22 protein-coding genes are annotated in these 19,568 nt (G+C 70.4%); 16 read left to right on the forward strand and 6 right to left on the reverse strand.

Annotated elements, in window-relative coordinates:
• Positions 1-612: 612 nt before the first annotated feature.
• Together RIN80_RS26590 and RIN80_RS18555 are read left to right on the forward strand one after the other, a co-directional pair.
• Positions 613-1,368: an RDD family protein gene (locus RIN80_RS26590; protein ID WP_375141732.1), complete on the forward strand. Its 756-nt coding sequence runs from the start codon at positions 613-615 to the stop codon at positions 1,366-1,368.
• Between the two features lie 60 nt (positions 1,369-1,428).
• Positions 1,429-2,163 carry an RDD family protein gene (locus RIN80_RS18555; protein ID WP_309096720.1) on the forward strand — a complete coding sequence of 245 codons (735 nt, stop codon included), beginning with the start codon at positions 1,429-1,431 and terminating at the stop codon, positions 2,161-2,163.
• Positions 2,164-2,217: 54 nt separating this feature from the next.
• On the opposite strand, the gene RIN80_RS18560 is transcribed toward RIN80_RS18555, so the two are convergent.
• Positions 2,218-2,496, reverse strand: coding sequence for a hypothetical protein (locus RIN80_RS18560; protein WP_309096738.1), 279 nt, complete (start codon positions 2,494-2,496; stop codon positions 2,218-2,220).
• 402 nt (positions 2,497-2,898) lie between these two features.
• On the opposite strand from RIN80_RS18560, the gene RIN80_RS18565 reads away from it, so the two are divergent.
• Entirely contained in the window at positions 2,899-5,247 is a 2,349-nt protein-coding gene (locus RIN80_RS18565) for an immune inhibitor A domain-containing protein (protein WP_309096721.1), read from the forward strand.
• 122 nt (positions 5,248-5,369) lie between these two features.
• Positions 5,370-5,714, forward strand: coding sequence for a hypothetical protein (locus tag RIN80_RS18570; RefSeq protein ID WP_309096722.1), 345 nt, complete (start codon positions 5,370-5,372; stop codon positions 5,712-5,714).
• 18 nt (positions 5,715-5,732) lie between these two features.
• Here the strand turns inward: RIN80_RS18570 and RIN80_RS18575 are convergent, their stop codons facing one another.
• Together RIN80_RS18575 and RIN80_RS18580 are read right to left on the reverse strand one after the other, a co-directional pair.
• The gene (locus RIN80_RS18575) at positions 5,733-6,323 is read right to left on the reverse strand and encodes an isochorismatase family protein (RefSeq protein WP_309096723.1); all 591 of its coding nucleotides are present in this window, start codon (positions 6,321-6,323) and stop codon (positions 5,733-5,735) included.
• A 115-nt stretch (positions 6,324-6,438) separates the two neighbouring features.
• On the reverse strand, positions 6,439-7,785 hold the full coding sequence (locus RIN80_RS18580; protein ID WP_309096724.1) for a nicotinate phosphoribosyltransferase: 1,347 nt from the start codon (positions 7,783-7,785) through the stop codon (positions 6,439-6,441).
• 107 nt (positions 7,786-7,892) lie between these two features.
• On the opposite strand from RIN80_RS18580, the gene clpS reads away from it, so the two are divergent.
• The 7 genes from clpS (at position 7,893) to RIN80_RS18610 (ending at position 12,761) form a co-directional block, all read left to right on the forward strand.
• Positions 7,893-8,210 (forward strand): ATP-dependent Clp protease adapter ClpS, encoded by a 318-nt coding sequence (gene clpS / locus RIN80_RS18585; RefSeq protein ID WP_137301422.1) that lies wholly within the window; start codon positions 7,893-7,895, stop codon positions 8,208-8,210.
• A 33-nt stretch (positions 8,211-8,243) separates the two neighbouring features.
• On the forward strand, positions 8,244-8,852 hold the full coding sequence (locus tag RIN80_RS18590) for a DUF2017 domain-containing protein (RefSeq protein WP_309096725.1): 609 nt from the start codon (positions 8,244-8,246) through the stop codon (positions 8,850-8,852).
• 364 nt (positions 8,853-9,216) lie between these two features.
• Positions 9,217-10,644: an amino acid permease gene (locus tag RIN80_RS18595; protein ID WP_309096726.1), complete on the forward strand. Its 1,428-nt coding sequence runs from the start codon at positions 9,217-9,219 to the stop codon at positions 10,642-10,644.
• Between the two features lie 132 nt (positions 10,645-10,776).
• A complete protein-coding gene (locus RIN80_RS18600) occupies positions 10,777-11,199 on the forward strand; it encodes a M67 family metallopeptidase (protein ID WP_309096727.1) in 423 nt (140 codons plus the stop codon).
• A gap of 110 nt (positions 11,200-11,309) precedes the next feature.
• Positions 11,310-11,405 (forward strand): putative leader peptide, encoded by a 96-nt coding sequence (locus RIN80_RS26595; RefSeq protein ID WP_311688247.1) that lies wholly within the window; start codon positions 11,310-11,312, stop codon positions 11,403-11,405.
• A 124-nt stretch (positions 11,406-11,529) separates the two neighbouring features.
• Entirely contained in the window at positions 11,530-11,808 is a 279-nt protein-coding gene (locus tag RIN80_RS18605) for a MoaD/ThiS family protein (RefSeq protein WP_309096728.1), read from the forward strand.
• A gap of 2 nt (positions 11,809-11,810) precedes the next feature.
• Positions 11,811-12,761: a cysteine synthase gene (locus RIN80_RS18610; RefSeq protein WP_309096729.1), complete on the forward strand. Its 951-nt coding sequence runs from the start codon at positions 11,811-11,813 to the stop codon at positions 12,759-12,761.
• A gap of 61 nt (positions 12,762-12,822) precedes the next feature.
• On the opposite strand, the gene RIN80_RS18615 is transcribed toward RIN80_RS18610, so the two are convergent.
• Entirely contained in the window at positions 12,823-13,269 is a 447-nt protein-coding gene (locus tag RIN80_RS18615; RefSeq protein WP_309096730.1) for a type II toxin-antitoxin system PemK/MazF family toxin, read from the reverse strand.
• Between the two features lie 212 nt (positions 13,270-13,481).
• Between RIN80_RS18615 and RIN80_RS18620 the strand changes: the two genes are divergently transcribed.
• On the forward strand, positions 13,482-14,234 hold the full coding sequence (locus RIN80_RS18620) for an MBL fold metallo-hydrolase (RefSeq protein ID WP_309096731.1): 753 nt from the start codon (positions 13,482-13,484) through the stop codon (positions 14,232-14,234).
• 64 nt (positions 14,235-14,298) lie between these two features.
• On the opposite strand, the gene RIN80_RS18625 is transcribed toward RIN80_RS18620, so the two are convergent.
• The gene (locus RIN80_RS18625) at positions 14,299-15,561 is read right to left on the reverse strand and encodes a PTS transporter subunit EIIC (RefSeq protein ID WP_309096732.1); all 1,263 of its coding nucleotides are present in this window, start codon (positions 15,559-15,561) and stop codon (positions 14,299-14,301) included.
• Between the two features lie 177 nt (positions 15,562-15,738).
• The gene (locus RIN80_RS18630; RefSeq protein WP_309096733.1) at positions 15,739-17,052 is read right to left on the reverse strand and encodes a PTS transporter subunit EIIC; all 1,314 of its coding nucleotides are present in this window, start codon (positions 17,050-17,052) and stop codon (positions 15,739-15,741) included.
• Positions 17,053-17,243: 191 nt separating this feature from the next.
• Between RIN80_RS18630 and RIN80_RS18635 the strand changes: the two genes are divergently transcribed.
• The 4 genes from RIN80_RS18635 (at position 17,244) to rdgB (ending at position 19,568) form a co-directional block, all read left to right on the forward strand.
• A complete protein-coding gene (locus tag RIN80_RS18635) occupies positions 17,244-17,477 on the forward strand; it encodes a glucose PTS transporter subunit EIIB (RefSeq protein WP_030868674.1) in 234 nt (77 codons plus the stop codon).
• A gap of 111 nt (positions 17,478-17,588) precedes the next feature.
• Entirely contained in the window at positions 17,589-18,326 is a 738-nt protein-coding gene (gene rph, locus RIN80_RS18640; RefSeq protein WP_309096734.1) for a ribonuclease PH, read from the forward strand.
• 145 nt (positions 18,327-18,471) lie between these two features.
• On the forward strand, positions 18,472-18,870 hold the full coding sequence (locus RIN80_RS18645; RefSeq protein WP_309096735.1) for a hypothetical protein: 399 nt from the start codon (positions 18,472-18,474) through the stop codon (positions 18,868-18,870).
• Between the two features lie 95 nt (positions 18,871-18,965).
• Positions 18,966-19,568: an RdgB/HAM1 family non-canonical purine NTP pyrophosphatase gene (gene rdgB / locus RIN80_RS18650; protein ID WP_309096736.1), complete on the forward strand. Its 603-nt coding sequence runs from the start codon at positions 18,966-18,968 to the stop codon at positions 19,566-19,568.

The raw sequence follows: 19,568 nt of genomic DNA on the forward strand, positions 1-19,568 counted from the left end.
GCGGCGGGTTCGGCGGGTGCCGTGAGTTCCGCGGGTTCGGCAGGTTCGGCGGGTTCGGTGAGTTCTGCGGGTTCTGCGGGGTCCCGGGCTTCCCAGGGCTCCGCGCATACCCCGGGGTCTCAGGGTGCTCCCGGCGCTCCGGGGCCTGACACTCCCGGCGCTGCCGGGGCTTTGGGGGCTCCCGGGGCTGGCGGGACTTTCGGCGCTTCCGGGGCTCCCGGCGCTTCCGGGGCTCATGGTGCTCCCGGAGTTTCCCGCGTCGCCGGGACTCCTGGGACTCCCGGCGCTTCCGGCCCGGTCGGTTCGCCGGGATCGGGTCCGGGCAGGGACTCGGCGGGGACCGCCTTCGGTGGTGCGGCGGCCGCGCCGGGCAGCGGTGCCGCGGGGTCCGGCTTCGGTGGCCCGGCCGGTCCCTCCGGGTCGGGCAGCGGCCCGGCTTTCGTCAGTTCCGCCGGTGCGGTCGGTGCGGCCGGCCCCGCGCAGGCCCCGGCCGGGCCCGCCTTCAGCGCACAGGGCGGTGCCGGATCAGCCGACGGGGCGGACCGGCCCGGCTTCGGGGCCGGCAAGGCCGCCGCCGCTCGGGCCGCCGCCGCGCAGGCAGCGGCCGGGCCCGTGGGCGCCCAGGTCTCCGCCCAAGCCCCCGCCGCCGGTTCGACGGCGCCGTCCGGACCCCAGGCGGCCCCCACCGTTCCCCCGCAGCCCGGCGGCTCCCCCGCGGGCCCCGCCGCCTCCGCGGCCGGTCCGCTCAGCCCCGGCCCCGGCGGTGGCCAGACCTCCTGGGCGCAGCAGGTGCACCGGCTCGCCGGCGGGGGAGAGGAGCAGCCCGTCGCCCCCTGGAAGCCGCCCGTCGAGGACGTGTTCCAGGCGGCCGCCCGGCGCCAGGCCTCGGCCCGGCCCGCGGGGCTCGGCAAGCGGCTGGCGGCCCGTCTCGTGGACACCCTCGTGCTCCTGGGCCTGACCGCCACTGCCGCCGTCCCGCTCGGCATCAAGGCCGTCGACCACGTCAACGCGAAGATCGAGGCGGCCCGGCTCTCCGGCGAGACCGTCACGGTGTGGCTGCTCGACGGCACCACCTCGGTCTACCTCGGCATCATCCTGGCCGTGCTGCTGCTCGCCGGGCTCCTCTGCGAGGTGCTGCCCACCGCCAAGTGGGGACGCACCCTCGGCAAGAGGCTGACGGGCCTCGAAGTGCGGGACATCGAGGGGCACGACACCCCGGAGTTCGGCGCGGCCCTGCGCCGCTGGCTGGTCTACAGCGTGCCCGGTCTCCTCGTCGTCGGTGTGGTCGGCGTCGCCTGGTGCCTCTTCGACAAGCCGTGGCGGCAGTGCTGGCACGACAAGGCGGCACACACCTTCGTGGCGGGCTGAGCTCCCCCGGACGGCCGTCTGCCGGATGCGGAGCCCGTGGGTTCGCGGTCGACTCGGGCCATGAGCAGTGAACCGCCCCCCGGCCCCGGTCAGCAGCCACCGGAAGACGACCCGTTCCGGAAGCGGCCCCAGGGCGAGCCGCCCGGCGAGGGCGCGGGCTCGCCGTACGGCAACGAGCCCCCGCCGCACCCGGGAGGCGGCCCCTACGGCGGTGGCCCACCCGGTGGGGGCCCCTACGGCGGCGGCCCGTACGGAGGTGGACCGTACGGCGGGGGCCCTCCCGGTGGCGGCCCCTACGGCGGTGACCCCTACGGCGGAGGCTCCGCGCCCTCCGACCCGCTCGCCGGCATGCCCCCGCTCGCCGACAGCGGCAAGCGCACGCTCGCCCGCATCATCGACATGATCCTGGTAGGTGTCGTCGTCTGGCTGCTCACCTGGGGCTTCGGTGTCAACGAGTACGACGTCGACAGCGACCGCATCGAGGTCGGCAAGTCCTTCTGGCAGTCGGCGGTCGCCGCCGTCCTCTACATCGCCTACGACACCGTCCTCACCGCCAGGACCGGTCAGACGCTCGGCAAGAGGCTGCTGCACCTGCGCGTGGCCAACCTCGACAACGGCGCCACGCCCTCGGTGCAGACGGCGCTGGCCCGCGCGGCCGTGCTGTGGATCCCGTTCGCCTTCTGCTGCGCCTGCGTCTGGACGGCGATCTCCGGCGGCTGGAGCTTCTTCGACCGCCCCTACAAGCAGGGCCTGCACGACAAGGCGGCCAAAACGGTCGTGGTCAGCACAAGTTGAGGCAAGACGGGGGTCAACTGCCGCAAAGGACGCAAAGGAAGCGAAGGGCGGCGGTCAGGAAGCCGCCCGCTCCCGCACCGGCTCCGGGGCCGCCGCGGCGACCGTGGCCCGTACCGGCTCCCGGGGCGCGGGCTGTTCCACCGCGGCGGAGCGCCTGCCGGGCAGCGGCACCGTCATGGCGACCAGGAGCCCGAGGGCGAGCGCCGCGACGGCGATGAGCGCGATCCCCGCACCCGAACTCGTCTGTGACAGCAGCAGCATGGCGAGGGTCGAGAGGATCACGGTGCACGAACCGTAGGCGAGCTGTGCGGCGGTCGGACGGGGCATGGCCATCATGTCCTCGAAGTGGGGGTCCACGGGGGCGTCGGCCTGGCATTCCGCCGGCTTCCGGGCGTTCCGCCAAGCGACTCTAACCGGCAGGCTGCCCGACGGGAACGAGCGGTAAGCGTGACCTAATCAACAAGGGCGGTGCACAGGGGGCGCACGGAGTCATGACGTCCACGGAGTGGACATATGCACGCGCCCTATCCCGCGGGAACAACCATCTGGTTGTCCGTAAAACGAACGTCGGCTCCGCATAGTGCACTTGACTTGTCCAAGTCAAGGTCTGTCTTTTCCGCTAAACCTCTAGTCAAATGTCGTCACTTGACTACACGCGTTGATCACGCGCGCGCGGACCGCACCTGACCAGGGACCCCTTCCTTCCGCGCGCACGGACGCGGGGGAGGATCTCAAGTGACCAGTAGACCCTGGACGTTCAGAGCCGCCGCCATCGGTGTGGCGCTCGCGGCGGCCACAGCCACCGCCTCGACGTACGCGGTGGCCGACGACACCTCCGCTCCCCGGTCCACCACCGTGGACCGGAGCGACCCGGCGGACCGTCACCACGACGAGCACGACCTCGAAGGCCCCCTGAGCAAGACCCGGGAGGCGCAGCGCCAGGAGGCCCTGAAGCAGGTCATATCCGGCGAGACCAAGGTCAAGGACCGCGAAGGCTCGAAGGTCGTCCAGCTCAAGAGCAAGAAGGGCGACAGCAAGTACGTCGAGCTGGGCCGCGAGAAGACCGACAAGATCTTCACGATCCTGGTCGAGTTCGGCGACAGGACCGACCCGCGCTACGGCGGCACCCCGGGCCCGCTGCACAACCAGATACCCAAGCCCGACCGCAAGAAGGACAACTCCACCGCCTGGCGGGCCGACTACGACCGGGACTACTTCCAGGACCTGTACTTCGGCTCCGGCAAGGGCGTCGACTCGGTCAAGACGTACTACGAGAAGCAGTCCTCGGGCCGCTACTCGGTCGAGGGCGAGGTCTCCGACTGGGTCAAGGTCCCGTACAACGAGGCCCGTTACGGCAACAACGCCTGCGGTGACACCAACTGCCCGAGCGTGTGGAACGTCGTCAGCGACGGTCTGGACGCGTGGGTCTCCCAGCAGAAGGCAGCGGGGAGGACCGACGCGCAGATCAAGGCGGACGTCGCGCGCTTCGACGAGTGGGACCGCTACGACTTCGACGGCGACGGCGACTTCAACGAGCCCGACGGCTACATCGACCACTTCCAGATCGTGCACGCCGGCGAGGACGAGTCCGCCGGCGGCGGCGCCCAGGGCACCGACGCGATCTGGGCGCACCGCTGGTACGCCTTCGGCACCGACGCCGGCGCCACCGGCCCCGAGAACAACAAGCTCGGCGGCGCGAAGATCGGCGACACCGGCATCTGGGTCGGCGACTACACCGTCCAGCCGGAGAACGGCGGACTCGGCGTCTACGCCCACGAGTACGGTCACGACCTCGGTCTGCCCGACCACTACGACACCGCGGGCGGCGAGAACTCCACCGGTTTCTGGACGCTGATGTCGTCCGGTTCCTGGCTGGGCACCGGCAGGAACGAGATCGGTGACCTGCCCGGCGACATGACCGCCTGGGACAAGCTCCAGCTGGGCTGGCTGAACTACGACCGCGCCAAGGCCGGCGTCGACTCGTGGCACAAGCTGGGCGTCGCGGAGTACAACACCAAGCACAAGCAGGCGCTGGTCGTCGAGCTCCCCAAGAAGGCGGTCACCACCGAACTCGTGACCCCCGCCGAGGGCAGGACGCAGTGGTGGAGCGGCAGCGGCAACAACCTGAAGAACACGCTGACCCGCTCCGTCGACCTCACCGGCAGGACGTCGGCGTCGCTGACCCTCGACGGCTGGTACGAGATCGAGGCCAACTACGACTACCTCTACACCGAGGTGTCGACCGACGGCGGCGCCAACTGGACCGCCCTGGACGGCACGGTGGACGGCAAGCCGATCCCGCGTGACGGCAGCGACAAGCCGGCCCTGCACGGCACGGTCGACGGCTACAAGAAGCTGGCGTACTCCCTGGACGCCTACGCGGGCAAGAAGTTCGACCTGCGCTTCCGCTACCAGACCGACGGCGGCCTGGCGATGAAGGGCTTCGCGGCCGACCGGATCGCGGTGACCGCCGACGGCGCCCCCGTCTTCTCCGACGACGCCGAGTCGGCGGACGCCGCCTGGACGGCGAACGGCTTCTCCCGCATGGGCGCGTCCTTCACCCGGGACTACGCGCAGTACTACATCGCCGAGAACCGGCAGTACGTGTCGTACGACAAGACGCTGAAGACCGGCCCGTACAACTTCGGCTTCACCGAGCGCCCGGACTGGGTCGAGCACTACGCGTACCAGAACGGCCTGCTGATCTGGAAGTGGGACACCTCCCAGGCGGACAACAACACCAGCGAGCACCGGGGCACGGGTCTGGTCCTGCCGGTCGACTCCCACCCGACCGCGCTGAAGTGGGCCGACGGCACGCTGATGCGCAACCGCATCCAGTCCTACGACTCGCCGTTCAGCCTCTACCGCACCGACGGCATGACGCTGCACAAGGCGGACGTGGCGAAGTACATCCCGGGCTCGAAGGGTGTCTCGGTCTTCAACGACCGGACGAACGACTACTACGACGAGTCGAACCCGACGGCGGGTGTCAAGATCACTGACACCAACACGAAGATCAAGATCCTCAAGGAGGCCAAGGACGGCTCGACGATCGAGCTGGAGGTCGGTCCCGCGGGTAGGTAATCCGCATCCTTGCAGGTCAGAACATGATCGGCGGTGACCCACTGGCGGGTCACCGCCGATCCGTGTTTAGGTGCGTCCTGTGGCTCTCTTATTGACACCGACCGACACGGGGGGATGACCGCATGGCCGCAGGAGGCTTCTGCAAACTGCCGAACGGCACGGTGGTGGTGGCACTGAACCTGCCCAGCCCCGCCGCCGACGGCCCCGGCGCCGTCCGGGTGCTCGTCCACTCCGCGAACCGGGCGCGGGCCCTGACCAGGCTCCGCAACCTCGGCATGCGGTCGGTCTACCTGCGTGGCAACGCCGCACCGCCCACCCCCGACGAGATCACGGCGGTCCTCCACCATCCCGACGGGCTGATATGGCGCACGGCCCCCGGCAACGGTGTCGCGGGCGGCCCGGACCTGGTCCAGGAGCTGTGGCGCCCGATCAGGTCCCTGCTGCGGCGCCCCACCGCCCAGACCTGACCCCGGCGGCGCGCCGGGCTACTGGACGACCGGCTTGCCGGTGAGCTCCACGCCCGCTTCCCGCAGCTCCTCCAGGGCCCGCTCGGTGGTCTGCGGGGCCACTCCGGCGGTGAGGTCGAGCAGGACGTGGGTGCGGAAGCCCTCCCTGGCGGCGTCCAGGGCCGTGGCGCGCACGCAGTGGTCCGTGGCGATGCCGACCACGTCGACCTCGGTGACGTCGCGGGAGCGGAGCCACTCCGCCAGGGGGGTGCCGTTCTCGTCAGTGCCCTCGAAGCCGCTGTACGCCGCCGCGTACGCCCCCTTGTCGAACACCGCGTCGACCGACCCGGAGGCGACGGCCGGCGCGAAGTTCGGGTGGAAGCCGACGCCCTCCGTGCCGGCGACGCAGTGCGCGGGCCAGGAGCGGACGTAGTCGGGGCTGGCGGAGAAGTGGCCGCCGGGCGCGATGTGGTGGTCGCGGGTGGCCACCACGTGCTGGTAGCCGGAGCCGGCGGCCTGCCCGATCAGCTCGGTGACGGCGGCGGCCACGTCGGCACCGCCGGCCACGGCGAGGCTGCCCCCCTCGCAGAAGTCGTTCTGCACGTCTACGACGATCAAGGCGCGGCGCATGGTCGGTGTCCTTCGGCTATGGGGTCGGCGAGCCCGGCCGGTGTACTGCCGAGCCTGTTGACGGGGGAGCGGGGTCGGGAGGGGGCGCGGGTCGGTGCATCGCGGCACACCGCAATTAGCTACCCGAGCCCTCGTGCAGGTACTCCGTCGGAATGACCGGCTCCCCGCGCGAGAGCTGGGTGGCCGACATCGGGAGCCCCGCGCGCGCCGCCGCGTGCCGGTCGCGCGCCGCGTCCAGCGGTTCACGGGCCACCACCTCGCCGCCCTTGACCAGCTCCACCAGCAGCTGCCGGTCCGCGAGCGGGGCCGGCACCGGCCCGGTGCCGATCACCTCGGCCTCGGCGATCCCGTGGGAGTCCAGCCGCCGCGCGGCCCACTTGCGCCCGCCCACCGACGTCTTGCCGCCGCTGGACTTCTTCGCCACCGGCACCAGCGGCGCCTCGGGGTCGGCGGACTCGGCCCGCGCGACCAGCTTGTAGACCATCGAGGAGGTGGGGTGGCCGGAGCCGGTCACCAGCTGCGTGCCGACCCCGTAGGCGTCCACGGGCGCCGCGGCCAGCGAGGCGATGGCGTACTCGTCCAGGTCGGAGGTCACGACGATCTTCGTGTCGGTCGCGCCCAGCTCGTCCAGCTGCTGCCGCACCCGGTGCGCGACCAGCAGCAGGTCGCCGGAGTCGATCCGCACGGCCCCGAGCCCGGTCCCGGCGACCTCGACGGCGGTGCGGACCGCCTCGGCGACGTCGTAGGTGTCCACCAGCAGCGTGGTGCCCCGGCCCAGCGTCTCCACCTGGGCCCGGAAGGCGTCCCGCTCGCTGTCGTGCAGGAGCGTGAAGGCGTGTGCGGAGGTGCCGACGGTGGGGATGCCGTAGCGGAAGCCGGCCGCCAGGTCGGAGGTGGTGGAGAAACCGCCGACGTACGCGGCCCGGGAGGCCGCCACCGCCGCCAGTTCGTGGGTGCGCCGGGCGCCCATCTCGATCAGCGGCCGGCCGCCCGCCGCCGCCGACATCCGCGAGGCGGCCGCGGCGATCGCCGAGTCGTGGTTGAGGATCGACAGGATCACCGTCTCCAGCAGCACGCACTCGGCGAAGGTGCCCTCCACCCGCATGATCGGCGAGCCCGGGAAGTACACCTCGCCCTCCGGATAGCCCCAGATGTCCCCGCCGAACCGGTAGCCGGCGAGCCACTCGAGCGTCCGCTCGTCGACGATCTCCCGCTCCCGCAGAAAGCCCAGGACGCCCGGGTCGAACCGGAAGTTCTCCACCGCGTCCAGCACCCGTCCGGTGCCCGCCACGACGCCGTAGCGGCGCCCGTCCGGCAGCCTCCGGGTGAAGACCTCGAACACGCTCCGCCGATCGGCCGTGCCCGACGTCAGGGCGGCCCGCAGCATCGTCAGCTCGTACTGGTCCGTGAAGAGTGCCGTCGAGGGGACATCCACCGGCAGCCCAAGGTCCGCTGTGTTCATGGAGAGGAGCGTACCCCCATTTCGTCAATCTGACGATTGCGGTCCCGCGGGACGCGATCGCCGTACGGCCAGGCCCGTTTGTGCGACTACCCCCCTCGGGTGGCAGCATGGGCAGTGTGACGTCACCCGCGCCCCTGGAGATCGAACGCACCGAGTCGGCGGAGGAGGTCTTCGCCGTACCCGAGCCGGACGTCCCCTGGGTCACCATCGTGCACAACGACCCGGTCAACCTCATGAGCTACGTGACGTACGTCTTCCAGACGTACTTCGGCTACTCGAAGGACAAGGCCACCAAGCTCATGCTCGACGTCCACCACAAGGGCCGGGCGGTCGTCTCCAGCGGCACCCGCGAGGAGATGGAGCGCGACGTGCAGGCCATGCACGGCTACGGCCTGTGGGCCACCCTCCAGCAGGACCGCAAGTAGCCAGCACCCCCGCCCAGCAGTGAAAAGGCGTTCATGCCCGGAACCTTCGAACCGCTCCCCGGCGGCGGCGCCGCCGTCGCCCTCGACGACGTCGAGATCTCCATCATCCGGTCGCTGGCCGTCCAGCTCCTGGAGCTCATCGGCCCCGGCCCCGCCGAGGACGCCTCCGGCGACCCGCTCGCCGAGCTGTTCGCCGAGGGCCCGAGCGAGCCGCCCGCCGACCCGGTGCTCAGGCGCCTGTTCCCGGACGCCTACAGCGACCCCGAGCAGCCCGCCTCGCCCCGGGACGCCGAGGAGCGACGGGCCTACTCCGCCGAGTTCCGCCGCTACACCGAGAACGACCTGCGCGCCGGCAAGCGGGACAACGCCCTCGCGGTGGTCCGCTCCCTGGACGCGCTCGCCTCGGCCTCGGCCGGTGAGGGCGGAGCGGTGCTGAAGCTGTCGGTGGAGGAGTCCCAGCGGTGGCTGGGCGCGCTGAACGACCTGCGGCTCGCGATCGGCTCGAGGCTGGAGATCTCCGACGAGGAGGACACCGACCTCCTCTACCGCCTCCCGGACGACGACCCGCGCAAGCCGATGGTCATGGCCTACCTCTGGCTCGGCGGACTCCAGGAGACGCTGGTCGGTACGCTGATGCCCTGATCCGTGCGGATCCTGTGGCCACCGGATGACCACGCCGTGTTCGCTCAGAGGACACTCAAATCCGGATAACGATCCCGTCACCGCGCCCGCCTTTTATGGCCAAAACGGGTGCGCTTTGTCCGGTTCTTTTCGTGTGCTGTGTCACATCGCGTCCCTGTGATCAGTGTTGCGGCCGTGATAAATCTTCACGACCGCCCGGCGAGCACCACCCGAATGTTCGGCCGGGTGCGCCACCGAGCCGGCGACCGCCGGCCAGGCACGAGCGGGTGTCGAAATCCGCTCAGCTCCATCAATCCGGGGGGATCGAGACCCGATCCGGGGCCGACGAGAGGCCCGGGTCGGCATGGAGAAAGGCGCACCACACATGACCTCTGCGCAGGTCGACACGGAAAACGTGCCCGAAGAGGGCTACGAGCGGGGACTCGGCAGTCGCCAGGTCCAGATGATCGCGATCGGCGGCGCCATCGGCGTCGGCCTGTTCATGGGTGCCGGAGCGAACATCGCCAAGGCGGGACCCAGCATCATCCTCATGTACGCCCTCGCGGGTGTCGTGATCTTCTTCATCATGCGGGCCCTGGGCGAGCTGCTCCTCTACCGGCCCGTCTCCGGCTCCTTCGCCGAGTACGCCCGTGAGTTCCTCGGCCCGTTCTTCGGGTTCGTCACGGGCTGGACGTACTGGCTCATGTGGGTGGTCACCGGCATGGCCGAGCTCACGGCCGCCGCGATCTACATCCACTTCTGGTTCCCGGAGATCCCGCAGTGGGTCAGCGCCCTGGTGTTCCTGGTGGTGCTCTTCGGCGTCAACCTGATCTCCGTCAAGATCTTCGGCGAGGTCGAGTTCTGGTTCTCGATGATCAAGGTCACGGCCATCATCGGCATGATCGTCATCGGTCTCGGCGTGCTCACCCTCGGCTTCTCCGACGCCGGTGACACCGCCGCCGTCTCCAACCTCTGGTCCCACGACGGCTTCTTCCCCAACGGCATCGGCTCCAGCCTGATGACGCTCCAGGGCGTCATGTTCGCCTACCTCGCCGTCGAGCTCGTCGGCGTCACCGCGGGCGAGTCCGAGAACCCCGAGAAGACCCTGCCCAAGGCCATCAACACCCTGCCCTGGCGCATCATCGTCTTCTACGTCGGCGCCCTGCTGGTGATCCTCTCCGTCGTCAAGTGGACCGAGTTCTCCGCCGGCGAGAGCCCCTTCGTGCACGCCTTCGGCAAGATCGGCATCCCGCTCGCCGCGGGCATCGTGAACTTCGTGGTGCTCACCGCCGCCCTGTCGTCCTGCAACTCGGGCATGTACTCCACCGGCCGCATGCTGCGCGACCTGGCCGCCAACAGCGAGGCGCCGCAGGCCTTCGGCAAGCTCAACGCCCGCAAGACGCCCGCGGTCGGCATCACCGTCTCCGTGGCCCTCATGGGCATCGGCGTGATCCTGAACTACGTCGTCCCGGAGAAGGCGTTCCTCTACGTCACCTCCGTCGCCACCGCCGCCGGCATCTGGACCTGGATGATGATCCTCGTCAGCCACATCCGCTACCGCGCCGCCGTCGACGCGGGGCGGCTGCGCGCCTCGTCCTTCCCCGCCCCGGGCGGAGCCCTGTTCAGCTGGGTCGCGCTCCTCTTCCTCGTCGGCGTGACCTGCATGATCGCCTACGACAAGGACGCCCGGGTCTGCCTGTACGTCGCGGCCGGCTGGGCGGTCGCCCTCGGCATCGGCTGGCGGGTCCTCAAGAGCCGCAACCCGCAGATCACCGAGCGCCGCGGCGACGCGGAGTTCGAGAAGGTCGGCTGACCAACCCGCGGGACGCCCGCCGCAGGGAGTACTCGTGGCACTCCCTGCGGCTGCCGCTCAGGGCGTCCGGCATGTGGGCCGTTCCGTACCAGCCATCGGTACGGAACGGCCCTTCTGCTTATCCTGACGAGCATGCTGACCATCACCCAGGCCCTCGTCGACCAGATCGTCGCCCACGCGCGCAAGGACCACCCCGACGAGGCGTGCGGCGTCGTCGCCGGACCGGCCGGCTCGGACCGCCCCGAGCGCTTCATCCCCATGCTGAACGCCGCCATGTCGCCCACGTTCTACGAGTTCGACTCCGGCGACCTGCTCAGGCTCTACCGCGAGATGGACGACCGCGACGAGGAGCCCGTGGTCATCTACCACTCCCACACGGCCACCGAGGCCTACCCCTCGCGCACCGACATCTCCTACGCCAACGAGCCCGGCGCGCACTACGTCCTGGTCTCCACCGCCGACACCGACGGGGCCGGCGAGTTCCAGTTCCGCTCCTTCCGGATCGTCGAGGGCGAGGTCACGGAGGAAGAGGTCCGGATCGTCGAGGCGTACTGAGCCGGGCCTGAACTCGGACGCAGCGCGGAAATCTCGACATGCGGATGAATAACGTCCGAAGTATGGGATCACACTCCGGGAGCCGGGTCGGGAATCGATACGATGAGCCCATGGTTTTCCACGACGTGAGCGAAAAGACGCCGGGCGATCTGCTCGTGGCGCGGCTGCACGTCGACCTGTGCAGGCTCGCCAGCGCCATCTGTTGACGCAGCACCCTGCCGCCGTACGGCCGTGAGCCGCGGCGAAACGCTCCACCTGCGTACGACCCACGCACTCCCGCGCCGCCGCGCGCCACCACCCGACGACACCTCCCGACAGGAGCCCTGAGCCATGGCCATCGAGGTCCGCATCCCGACCATCCTCCGCACCTACACCGACGGCCAGAAGGCGGTGGAGGGCACCGGGGACACCCTCGCCGAGCTGTTCAACGACCTCGAGACCCGGCATGCGGGCATCCAGGCCCGCATCGTGGACGGCGACCAGCTGCGCCGCTTCGTCAACGTGTACCTGAACGACGAGGACGTGCGCTTCCTCGACGGCATCAACACCAAGCTGTCGGACGGCGACAACGTCACGATCCTGCCGGCCGTGGCCGGCGGCATGGTCTGATCATGCGCTACGACTCACCCCTGGCCGCGGTCGGCAACACCCCCCTGGTGCGCCTGCCGCGGCTGTCGCCGTCCGCCGACGTCCGCATCTGGGCGAAGCTGGAGGACCGCAACCCCACCGGCTCGGTCAAGGACCGCCCCGCCCTGCACATGATCGAGCAGGCGGAGAAGGACGGCCGGCTCACCCCCGGCTGCACGATCCTGGAGCCGACCTCGGGCAACACCGGCATCTCCCTGGCCATGGCGGCGAAGCTCAAGGGCTACCGCATCGTGTGCGTGATGCCCGAGAACACCTCGCAGGAACGCCGTGACCTGCTGGCCATGTGGGGCGCCGAGATCATCTCCTCCCCGGCCGCGGGCGGCTCCAACACCGCCGTGCGCGTCGCCAAGGAACTCTCGGCCGAGCACCCCGACTGGGTGATGCTCTACCAGTACGGCAACCCGGACAACGCGGGCGCCCACTACGCCACGACCGGCCCGGAGATCCTCGCCGACCTGCCGTCCGTCACGCACTTCGTGGCCGGCCTCGGCACCACCGGCACGCTCATGGGCGTCGGCCGCTACCTGCGCGAGCACAAGCCCGGCGTCCGGATCGTCGCGGCCGAACCGCGCTACGACGACCTGGTCTACGGCCTGCGCAACCTCGACGAGGGGTTCGTGCCCGAGCTGTACGACGCCTCCGTGCTGACCACCCGCTTCTCGGTCGGCTCGGCGGACGCGGTCACCCGTACCCGCGAGCTGCTCCAGCAGGAGGGCATCTTCGCCGGCGTCTCCACGGGAGCCGCGCTGCACGCCGCGATCGGCGTGGGCCGGAAGGCCGTCAAGGCGGGGGAGTCCGCCGACATCGTCTTCGTCGTCGCCGACGGCGGCTGGAAGTACCTCTCGACCGGCGTCTACACGGCCGCCACGACCGAGGAGGCCATCGAGACGCTGCAGGGACAGCTCTGGGCGTAGCCGACGGCACGGACACACCGAGGGGCTGGAGCCGCGTCTCCGGCCCCTTCGCTCTTCCCGGTCACCCGGCCAGGTACCGCACGCGGTCCCACAGGGCCGGATCCACCACTCCGACGCGGCGCCGGAAGCCCCACAACGGGACCTCCCGCAGCTCGTCCGTCTCCAGGAAGCTCGCGCGGCCCCGGGCGTCGCCGACCGAGCCGGGCGGCAGGGGGATCACGCCGGTGCGCTCGTGCCGGAACCGGGTGGTGATCTTCGCGACGGTCGCCCGCTCCCCGCGCACCGCCAGCACCAGGCACGGCCGGTCCCTGGTCCCCGCCGCGTCCTCGTAGGGCACGTCCGCCCACCAGATCTCCGCAGGCTGCGGCCGGCCCGCCGCCGGCGTCACCGGCGCCGTCCGGGCCCGCCGCTCCCGCGTGCGCGCCCCGCGCCCCCACCCGTCGACGAGCGTGGCGACGAGCGCGAGCAGTACCACCGCGGCGAGCGCAAGCCACCAGGACGTGTCCATACTGAGACGGTACCGGCGTACTCCCTGCCCGCGCCCGTCCTCGTGAGGATCGCGCCCGGCCCTGCCAGCCGAACCGGTGACACCACAGGTGAGTTCGCCCACAACGGGCCTTGGCGGAGGAGCTACCGGAGGTTTCGCGCCTTACGCTCGACGGACCGCACGACCCCCGACGCCCCTACCAGACTTATCCCGCCAGCGGAGGTTTCTGCTTCATGAAGCTCACCGTCGTCGGCTGCTCGGGGTCGTTCCCGTCCGCGGAATCGGCCTGCTCGAGCTACCTCGTCGAGGCCGACGGCTTCCGGCTGCTCCTCGACATGGGCAACGGCGCCCTGGGCGAGCTGCAGCGCCACTGCGGTCTCTACGACCTCGACGCGATCTTCCTCAGCCACCTGCACGCCGACCACTGCATCGACATGTGCGCGTACTTCGTCGCGCGCTACTACCGCCACGACGGCGGCCGCTGCGATCCGCTGCCCGTCTTCGGCCCCGAAGGCACGGAACACCGGCTGACCACCGCCTACGCGGACACCCCGACCGCCTCCTCCATGAGCGAGGTCTTCGACTTCCACACGGTCAAGCCGTCCACCTTCGACATCGGCCCGTTCACGGTGCACACCGAGCGGGTGGCCCACCCCGTGGAGGCGTACGGCATCCGTCTCGAACACGAGGGCAAGGTCCTGACGTACTCCGGTGACACCGGTGTGAGCCCCGCCCTGGACGAACTCGCCCGGGACGCCGACCTGTTCCTGTGCGAGGCGGCGTTCACGCACGGCAAGGAGTCCATCCCCGACCTGCACCTCAACGGCCGCGAGGCGGGCGAGACGGCCACCCGGGCCGGTGCCCGGCGCCTGGTCCTCACGCACATCCCGCCGTGGACCGACCCGCAGGTCAACCTCGTCGACGCCCGCGAGGTCTACGACGGTCCCGTGGAGCTCGCCGTACCCCGGCACACGTACGAGATCTGAGCGGTCCCACTCGCGCGAAGGCCCCGGAACCGAGCGGTTCCGGGGCCTTCGGCGGTCAGCGGAGCTACTTCGCCTCCGCCTTCTGCAGCTCGGCGAGTTCCTCGTCGGACTCCCGGCCGGGCGTCGGCAGGTTGAACCTGGTGATCGCGAAGCGGAAGACCGCGTAGTAGACCGCCGCGAAGCACAGGCCGACCAGGGCCAGACCCCACGGGTTGGTCGCGATGCCCAGGTTGAGGAAGAAGTCCACCGCGCCGGCCGAGAAGCCGAAGCCGTCCTTCATCCCCAGGGCCCAGGTCAGCGCCATCGAGACACCGGTGAGCACCGCGTGGATCGCGTACAGCACCGGCGCGATGAACATGAAGGTGAACTCGATCGGCTCGGTGACACCGGTGACGAACGAGGTCAGCGCGAGGGAGAACATCATGCCGCCGACGACCTTGCGGCGCTCGGGGCGGGCGCAGTGCACGATCGCCAGGCACGCGGCCGGCAGGGCGAACATCATGATCGGGAAGAAGCCGGTCATGAACTGCCCGGCGGTCGGGTCGCCCGCGAGGAACCGGGCGATGTCACCGCTCTTGCCCTCGTAGGTGCCGGCCTGGAACCAGGGGAAGGAGTTCAGCAGGTGGTGCATGCCGATCGGGATCAGCGCGCGGTTGGCCACACCGAAGATGCCCGCGCCGACCGCGCCGGAGCCGACCAGCCACTCGCCGAAGTTGTGCAGGCCCGTGCCGAGGACCGGCCAGATGTAACCGAAGACGATGCCGATGACCAGACCCGCGAAGGCGGACAGGATCGGCACCAGGCGGCGGCCGCCGAAGAAGCCGGCCCAGTCGGGCAGCTTGGTGCGGTAGAAGCGCTGGTAGAGCAGGGCGACGACGAGGCCCATCACCACGCCGCCGAGCACCTTGGCGTCCACCGCCTGCTCGACCATGACGATCTTGCCGTCGACGATGGCTTCCTTCTTGGGCAGGCTGCCGTCGGTGAACGTGGCCAGCACGTTCTTGAAGACCAGGTAACCGACCACGGCCGCCAGGGCGGTGGAGCCGTCGGACTTCTTGGCGAAGCCGATGGCGATGCCCACGGCGAACAGCAGCGCCATGTTGTCGAGGATCGCGTTGCCGCCGGCCGCCATGAAGCCCGCGATCTTGGTGATGAAGGCGGGGAACGACTCACGCCCCAGCATGTCGGTGTTGCCGAGCCGCACCAGCAGGGCGGCGGCGGGCAGCACGGCGACCGGCAGCATCAGGCTGCGGCCGATCCGCTGCAGGACGGCCATCACGGTCGAGCCTCTGCTCGGGCTCGCGGGCGCGGCGGTGTCTGTGGACATGAACTTCCTCCATGGGGCACGGCGCCGCCCAGGAAGAATTCGACGGGGGACGGCGGCGTCTCAAAGAAAGGGGAACGCGGTATCCACCGCGCGACCTCCACCGGTGAGTGGTGTAGACCAGTTGTAGCACGGTAGGCCGAACGAGTGGAACCCGCCAATTCCGCCCGCCCCGGACGATCACGCCTTGGCGCTGTCCTCCACGTCCTCCTCGGGCTCCCGCCCCGGAGTCCTCAGGTCGAACTTCGTGATCGCGAACCGGAAGATCACGTAGTAGACGAGCGCGAAACCCAGCCCGATCGGGATGACCAGCCACGGCCGGCTCGCCAGATTCCAGTTGATGACGTAGTCGATCAGCCCCGCCGAGAAGCTGAACCCGTCGTGCACCCCCAGCCCCCACGTCACCGCCATCGACACCCCCGTCAGCAGCGCGTGCACCGCGTACAGCACCGGCGCCACGAACAGGAACGAGTACTCGATCGGCTCCGTGATGCCCGTGACGAACGACGTCAGCGCCACCGACAGCATCAGACCGCCGACCTCCTTGCGCCGGTCCGGCCGCGCACAGTGCGTGATCGCCAGCGCCGCCGCCGGCAACGCGAACATCATGATCGGGAAGAACCCCGAGGTGAACTGACCCGCGTCCGGGTCACCCGCCAGGAACATGTTGATGTCACCGTGCACCACCGTCCCGTCCGGCTTGGTGTACGAACCGAACTGGAACCAGATGGGCACGTTCAGGAACTGGTGCAGCCCCACCACCAGCAACGCCCGGTTCGCCACCCCGAACACACCCGCGCCCCACGCGTCCAGCCCGTCCATCCAGTCGCTGAAACTCTCCAGCGCGTCACCGACCGGCGGCCACACCCACAGGCACACCGCCGCGAAGGCGATCGCCACGAACGCCATCAGGATCGGCACCAGCCGCCGCCCGTTGAAGAAGCCCAGCCAGTCCACCAGCCGCGTGCGGTGAAACCGCGCCCAGAAGAACGCCGCCAGCAGCCCCATCACGATCCCGCCGAACACCCCCGGATTCTGGAACGCGAACGCCGTCACCTCCCGGTCCCCGTCGGTCACCTGGCACCCCACGTTCGGCACCGCCACCGACCCCTCGGGACAGTCCTCCGGAAACTGCCGCAGCACCGTCCAGTACACGAGGAAACCGGCCACCGCCGCCAGCGCCGTCGACCCGTCCGCCTTCTTCGCCATCCCGATCGCGACGCCCACACAGAACAGCAGCGGCAGCCCCAGCGAACTGTCCAGCAGCGCCCCGCCCGCGCCCACCATCACCTTCGAGACGTCCGTCCAGCCCAGCCCGTCGGCCCCGAACACGTCCGGCTGCCCCAGCCGGTTGAGGATCCCCGCCGCCGGCAGCACCGCGATCGGCAGCTGCAGACTGCGACCCATCTTCTGCAACCCCTGGAACAGCCGGTTCCAGCGGGCACGCGCGGGACCGGCGGCGGCCTCGGCGCCGGCGGGGCTGTCGGCACTCATTCCGCTCCCCTTCGTCGGCGGGCTCGAAAGCGAGGGACTTTTGTCGAGAGACGGACTCGTGGTGTAGACCAGTCGTTCGGACGGTCGCGCGAACGTGACGCCATCCTTCGGCACACACCACGAGACCGCTCGCGAAGATGGGCCAACTGTGGGTTACTGCGACAAAGCGGTTCGGATCAGGGAGAACGAACATGGCCACCAAGGCTGAGAAGATCGTTGCCGGGCTCGGCGGCATCGACAACATCGAAGAAGTCGAAGGCTGCATCACCCGCCTCCGCACCGAGGTCGTGGACCCCGCCAAGGTCGACGAAGCCGCCCTCAAGGCCGCCGGCGCCCACGGCGTCGTCAAGATGGGCAGCGCCATCCAGGTCGTCATCGGCACCGACGCCGACCCCATCGCGGCGGAGATCGAAGACATGATGTGAAGCGCGGGGATCGTCCCGGGCTTCACCCCTGACGGACCCTGACACCCGCGCAGCGGGCCCCTCCACACCGCGGGAGGGGCCCGCTGCGCAGGTACGGATAGGCTCGGCGCCATGTCTCGAATCGACGGCCGCACCCCCCAGCAGCTCCGCCCCATCACCATCGAGCGCGGCTGGAGCAAGCACGCCGAGGGCTCCGTCCTCGTCTCCTTCGGCGACACCAAGGTCTTCTGCACCGCCTCCGTCACCGAAGGCGTCCCGCGCTGGCGCAAGGGCAGCGGCGAAGGCTGGGTCACCGCCGAGTACTCCATGCTGCCCCGCTCCACCAACACCCGCGGCGACCGCGAGTCCGTCAAGGGCCGCATCGGCGGCCGCACCCACGAGATCAGCCGCCTCATCGGCCGCTCCCTGCGCGCCGTCATCGACTACAAGGCCCTCGGCGAGAACACCATCGTCCTCGACTGCGACGTCCTCCAGGCCGACGGCGGCACCCGCACCGCCGCCATCACCGGCGCCTACGTCGCCCTCGCCGACGCGGTCGCCTGGGCCCAGGGCAAGAAACTGATCAAGGCCGGCCGCAAGCCCCTGACCGGCACCGTCTCCGCCGTCTCCGTCGGCATCGTCGCCGGCGTCCCCCTCCTCGACCTCTGCTACGAGGAGGACGTCAAGGCCGACACCGACATGAACGTCGTCTGCACCGGCGACGGCCGCTTCGTCGAAGTCCAGGGCACCGCCGAGGCCGAACCCTTCGCCCGCGACGAACTCGACGCCCTCCTCGACCTCGCCGTCGCCGGCTGCACCGAACTCGCCGCCCACCAGCGCACCGCCCTCGCGGCGACCCTCGAAAAGTAAAATCCCCACCAAGGCAAGTGCTCGGCACGGGCAACCGCGCCGAGCACCGGCGCGTCTGAAGGGGTACGGGCGCACGGCTCATCCCTGTGCGCCCGGCCAGCCACACGGGGCCCGCCCGGCCCGACCGAACGAGAGGGACCGTTCCATGGCCGCGAGCCGCCGACGCCGCACCGCAGCCGTCGCCGCCACCCTGGCGGCCGTCGCGCTGACCGCCGGACTCACCACCGGCTGCGCCGCCGTCGACAAGGCGCTGGACTGCGTCCAGACCGCCGACGCCATCGCCGACAGCGTCACGGACCTCCAGCAGGCCGTCGAGAACGCCGCGAACGACCCCACGCAGCTCGACGAGTCCCTCGACTCCATCGACAAGAACCTCGGCGACATCGGCGACAAGACGGACAACGCGGACGTCGACAAGGCCGTGAACGACCTCGACAAGGCCGTCGACAACGTCCGCGCGTCCATCAGAAACGGCGACGAGACACCCGACATCAGCCCCGTCACGGACGCGGCGGGCGAACTGACCAAGGTCTGCACGCCGTAACGCCGAGGGCCGACCGCACCTGCCCGGCCCGGGTCCGCCGCGGTGCTCGCGCAGTTCCCCGCACCCCCTTCGGGGCGCGCAATACTGTGGGACCCATGAGTCGCCTGATCCTCGCCACCCGCAACGCCGGAAAGATCACCGAACTTCGCGCGATCCTCGCCGAAGCCGGACTGCCCCACGAACTCGTCGGCGCCGACGCCTACCCGGACATCCCCGACGTCAAGGAAACGGGCGTCACCTTCGCCGAGAACGCCCTGCTCAAGGCCCACGCCCTCGCCCAGGCCACCGGCCTGCCGGCTGTCGCCGACGACTCCGGCCTCTGCGTCGACGTCCTCAACGGCGCCCCCGGCATCTTCTCCGCCCGCTGGTCCGGCCGCCACGGCGACGACAAGGCCAACCTGGACCTGCTCCTCGCCCAGCTGTCCGACATCGCCGACGAACACCGCCAGGCCCACTTCGCCTGCGCGGCCGCCCTGGCCCTGCCGGACGGCACGGAACGGGTCGTCGAGGGCCGACTGCGCGGCGTCCTGCGCCACGAACCCACCGGCACCGGCGGCTTCGGCTACGACCCGATCCTCCAGCCGGAGGGCGAGACCCGCACCTGCGCGGAACTGACCCCCCAGGAGAAGAACGCGATCAGCCACCGGGGGAAGGCGTTCCGGGCGCTGGTACCGGTGGTGCGGGAGCTGGTGGGCTGA

It is taken from the genome of Streptomyces sp., from assembly GCF_031181705.1.
GTDB lineage: Bacteria > Actinomycetota > Actinomycetes > Streptomycetales > Streptomycetaceae > Streptomyces.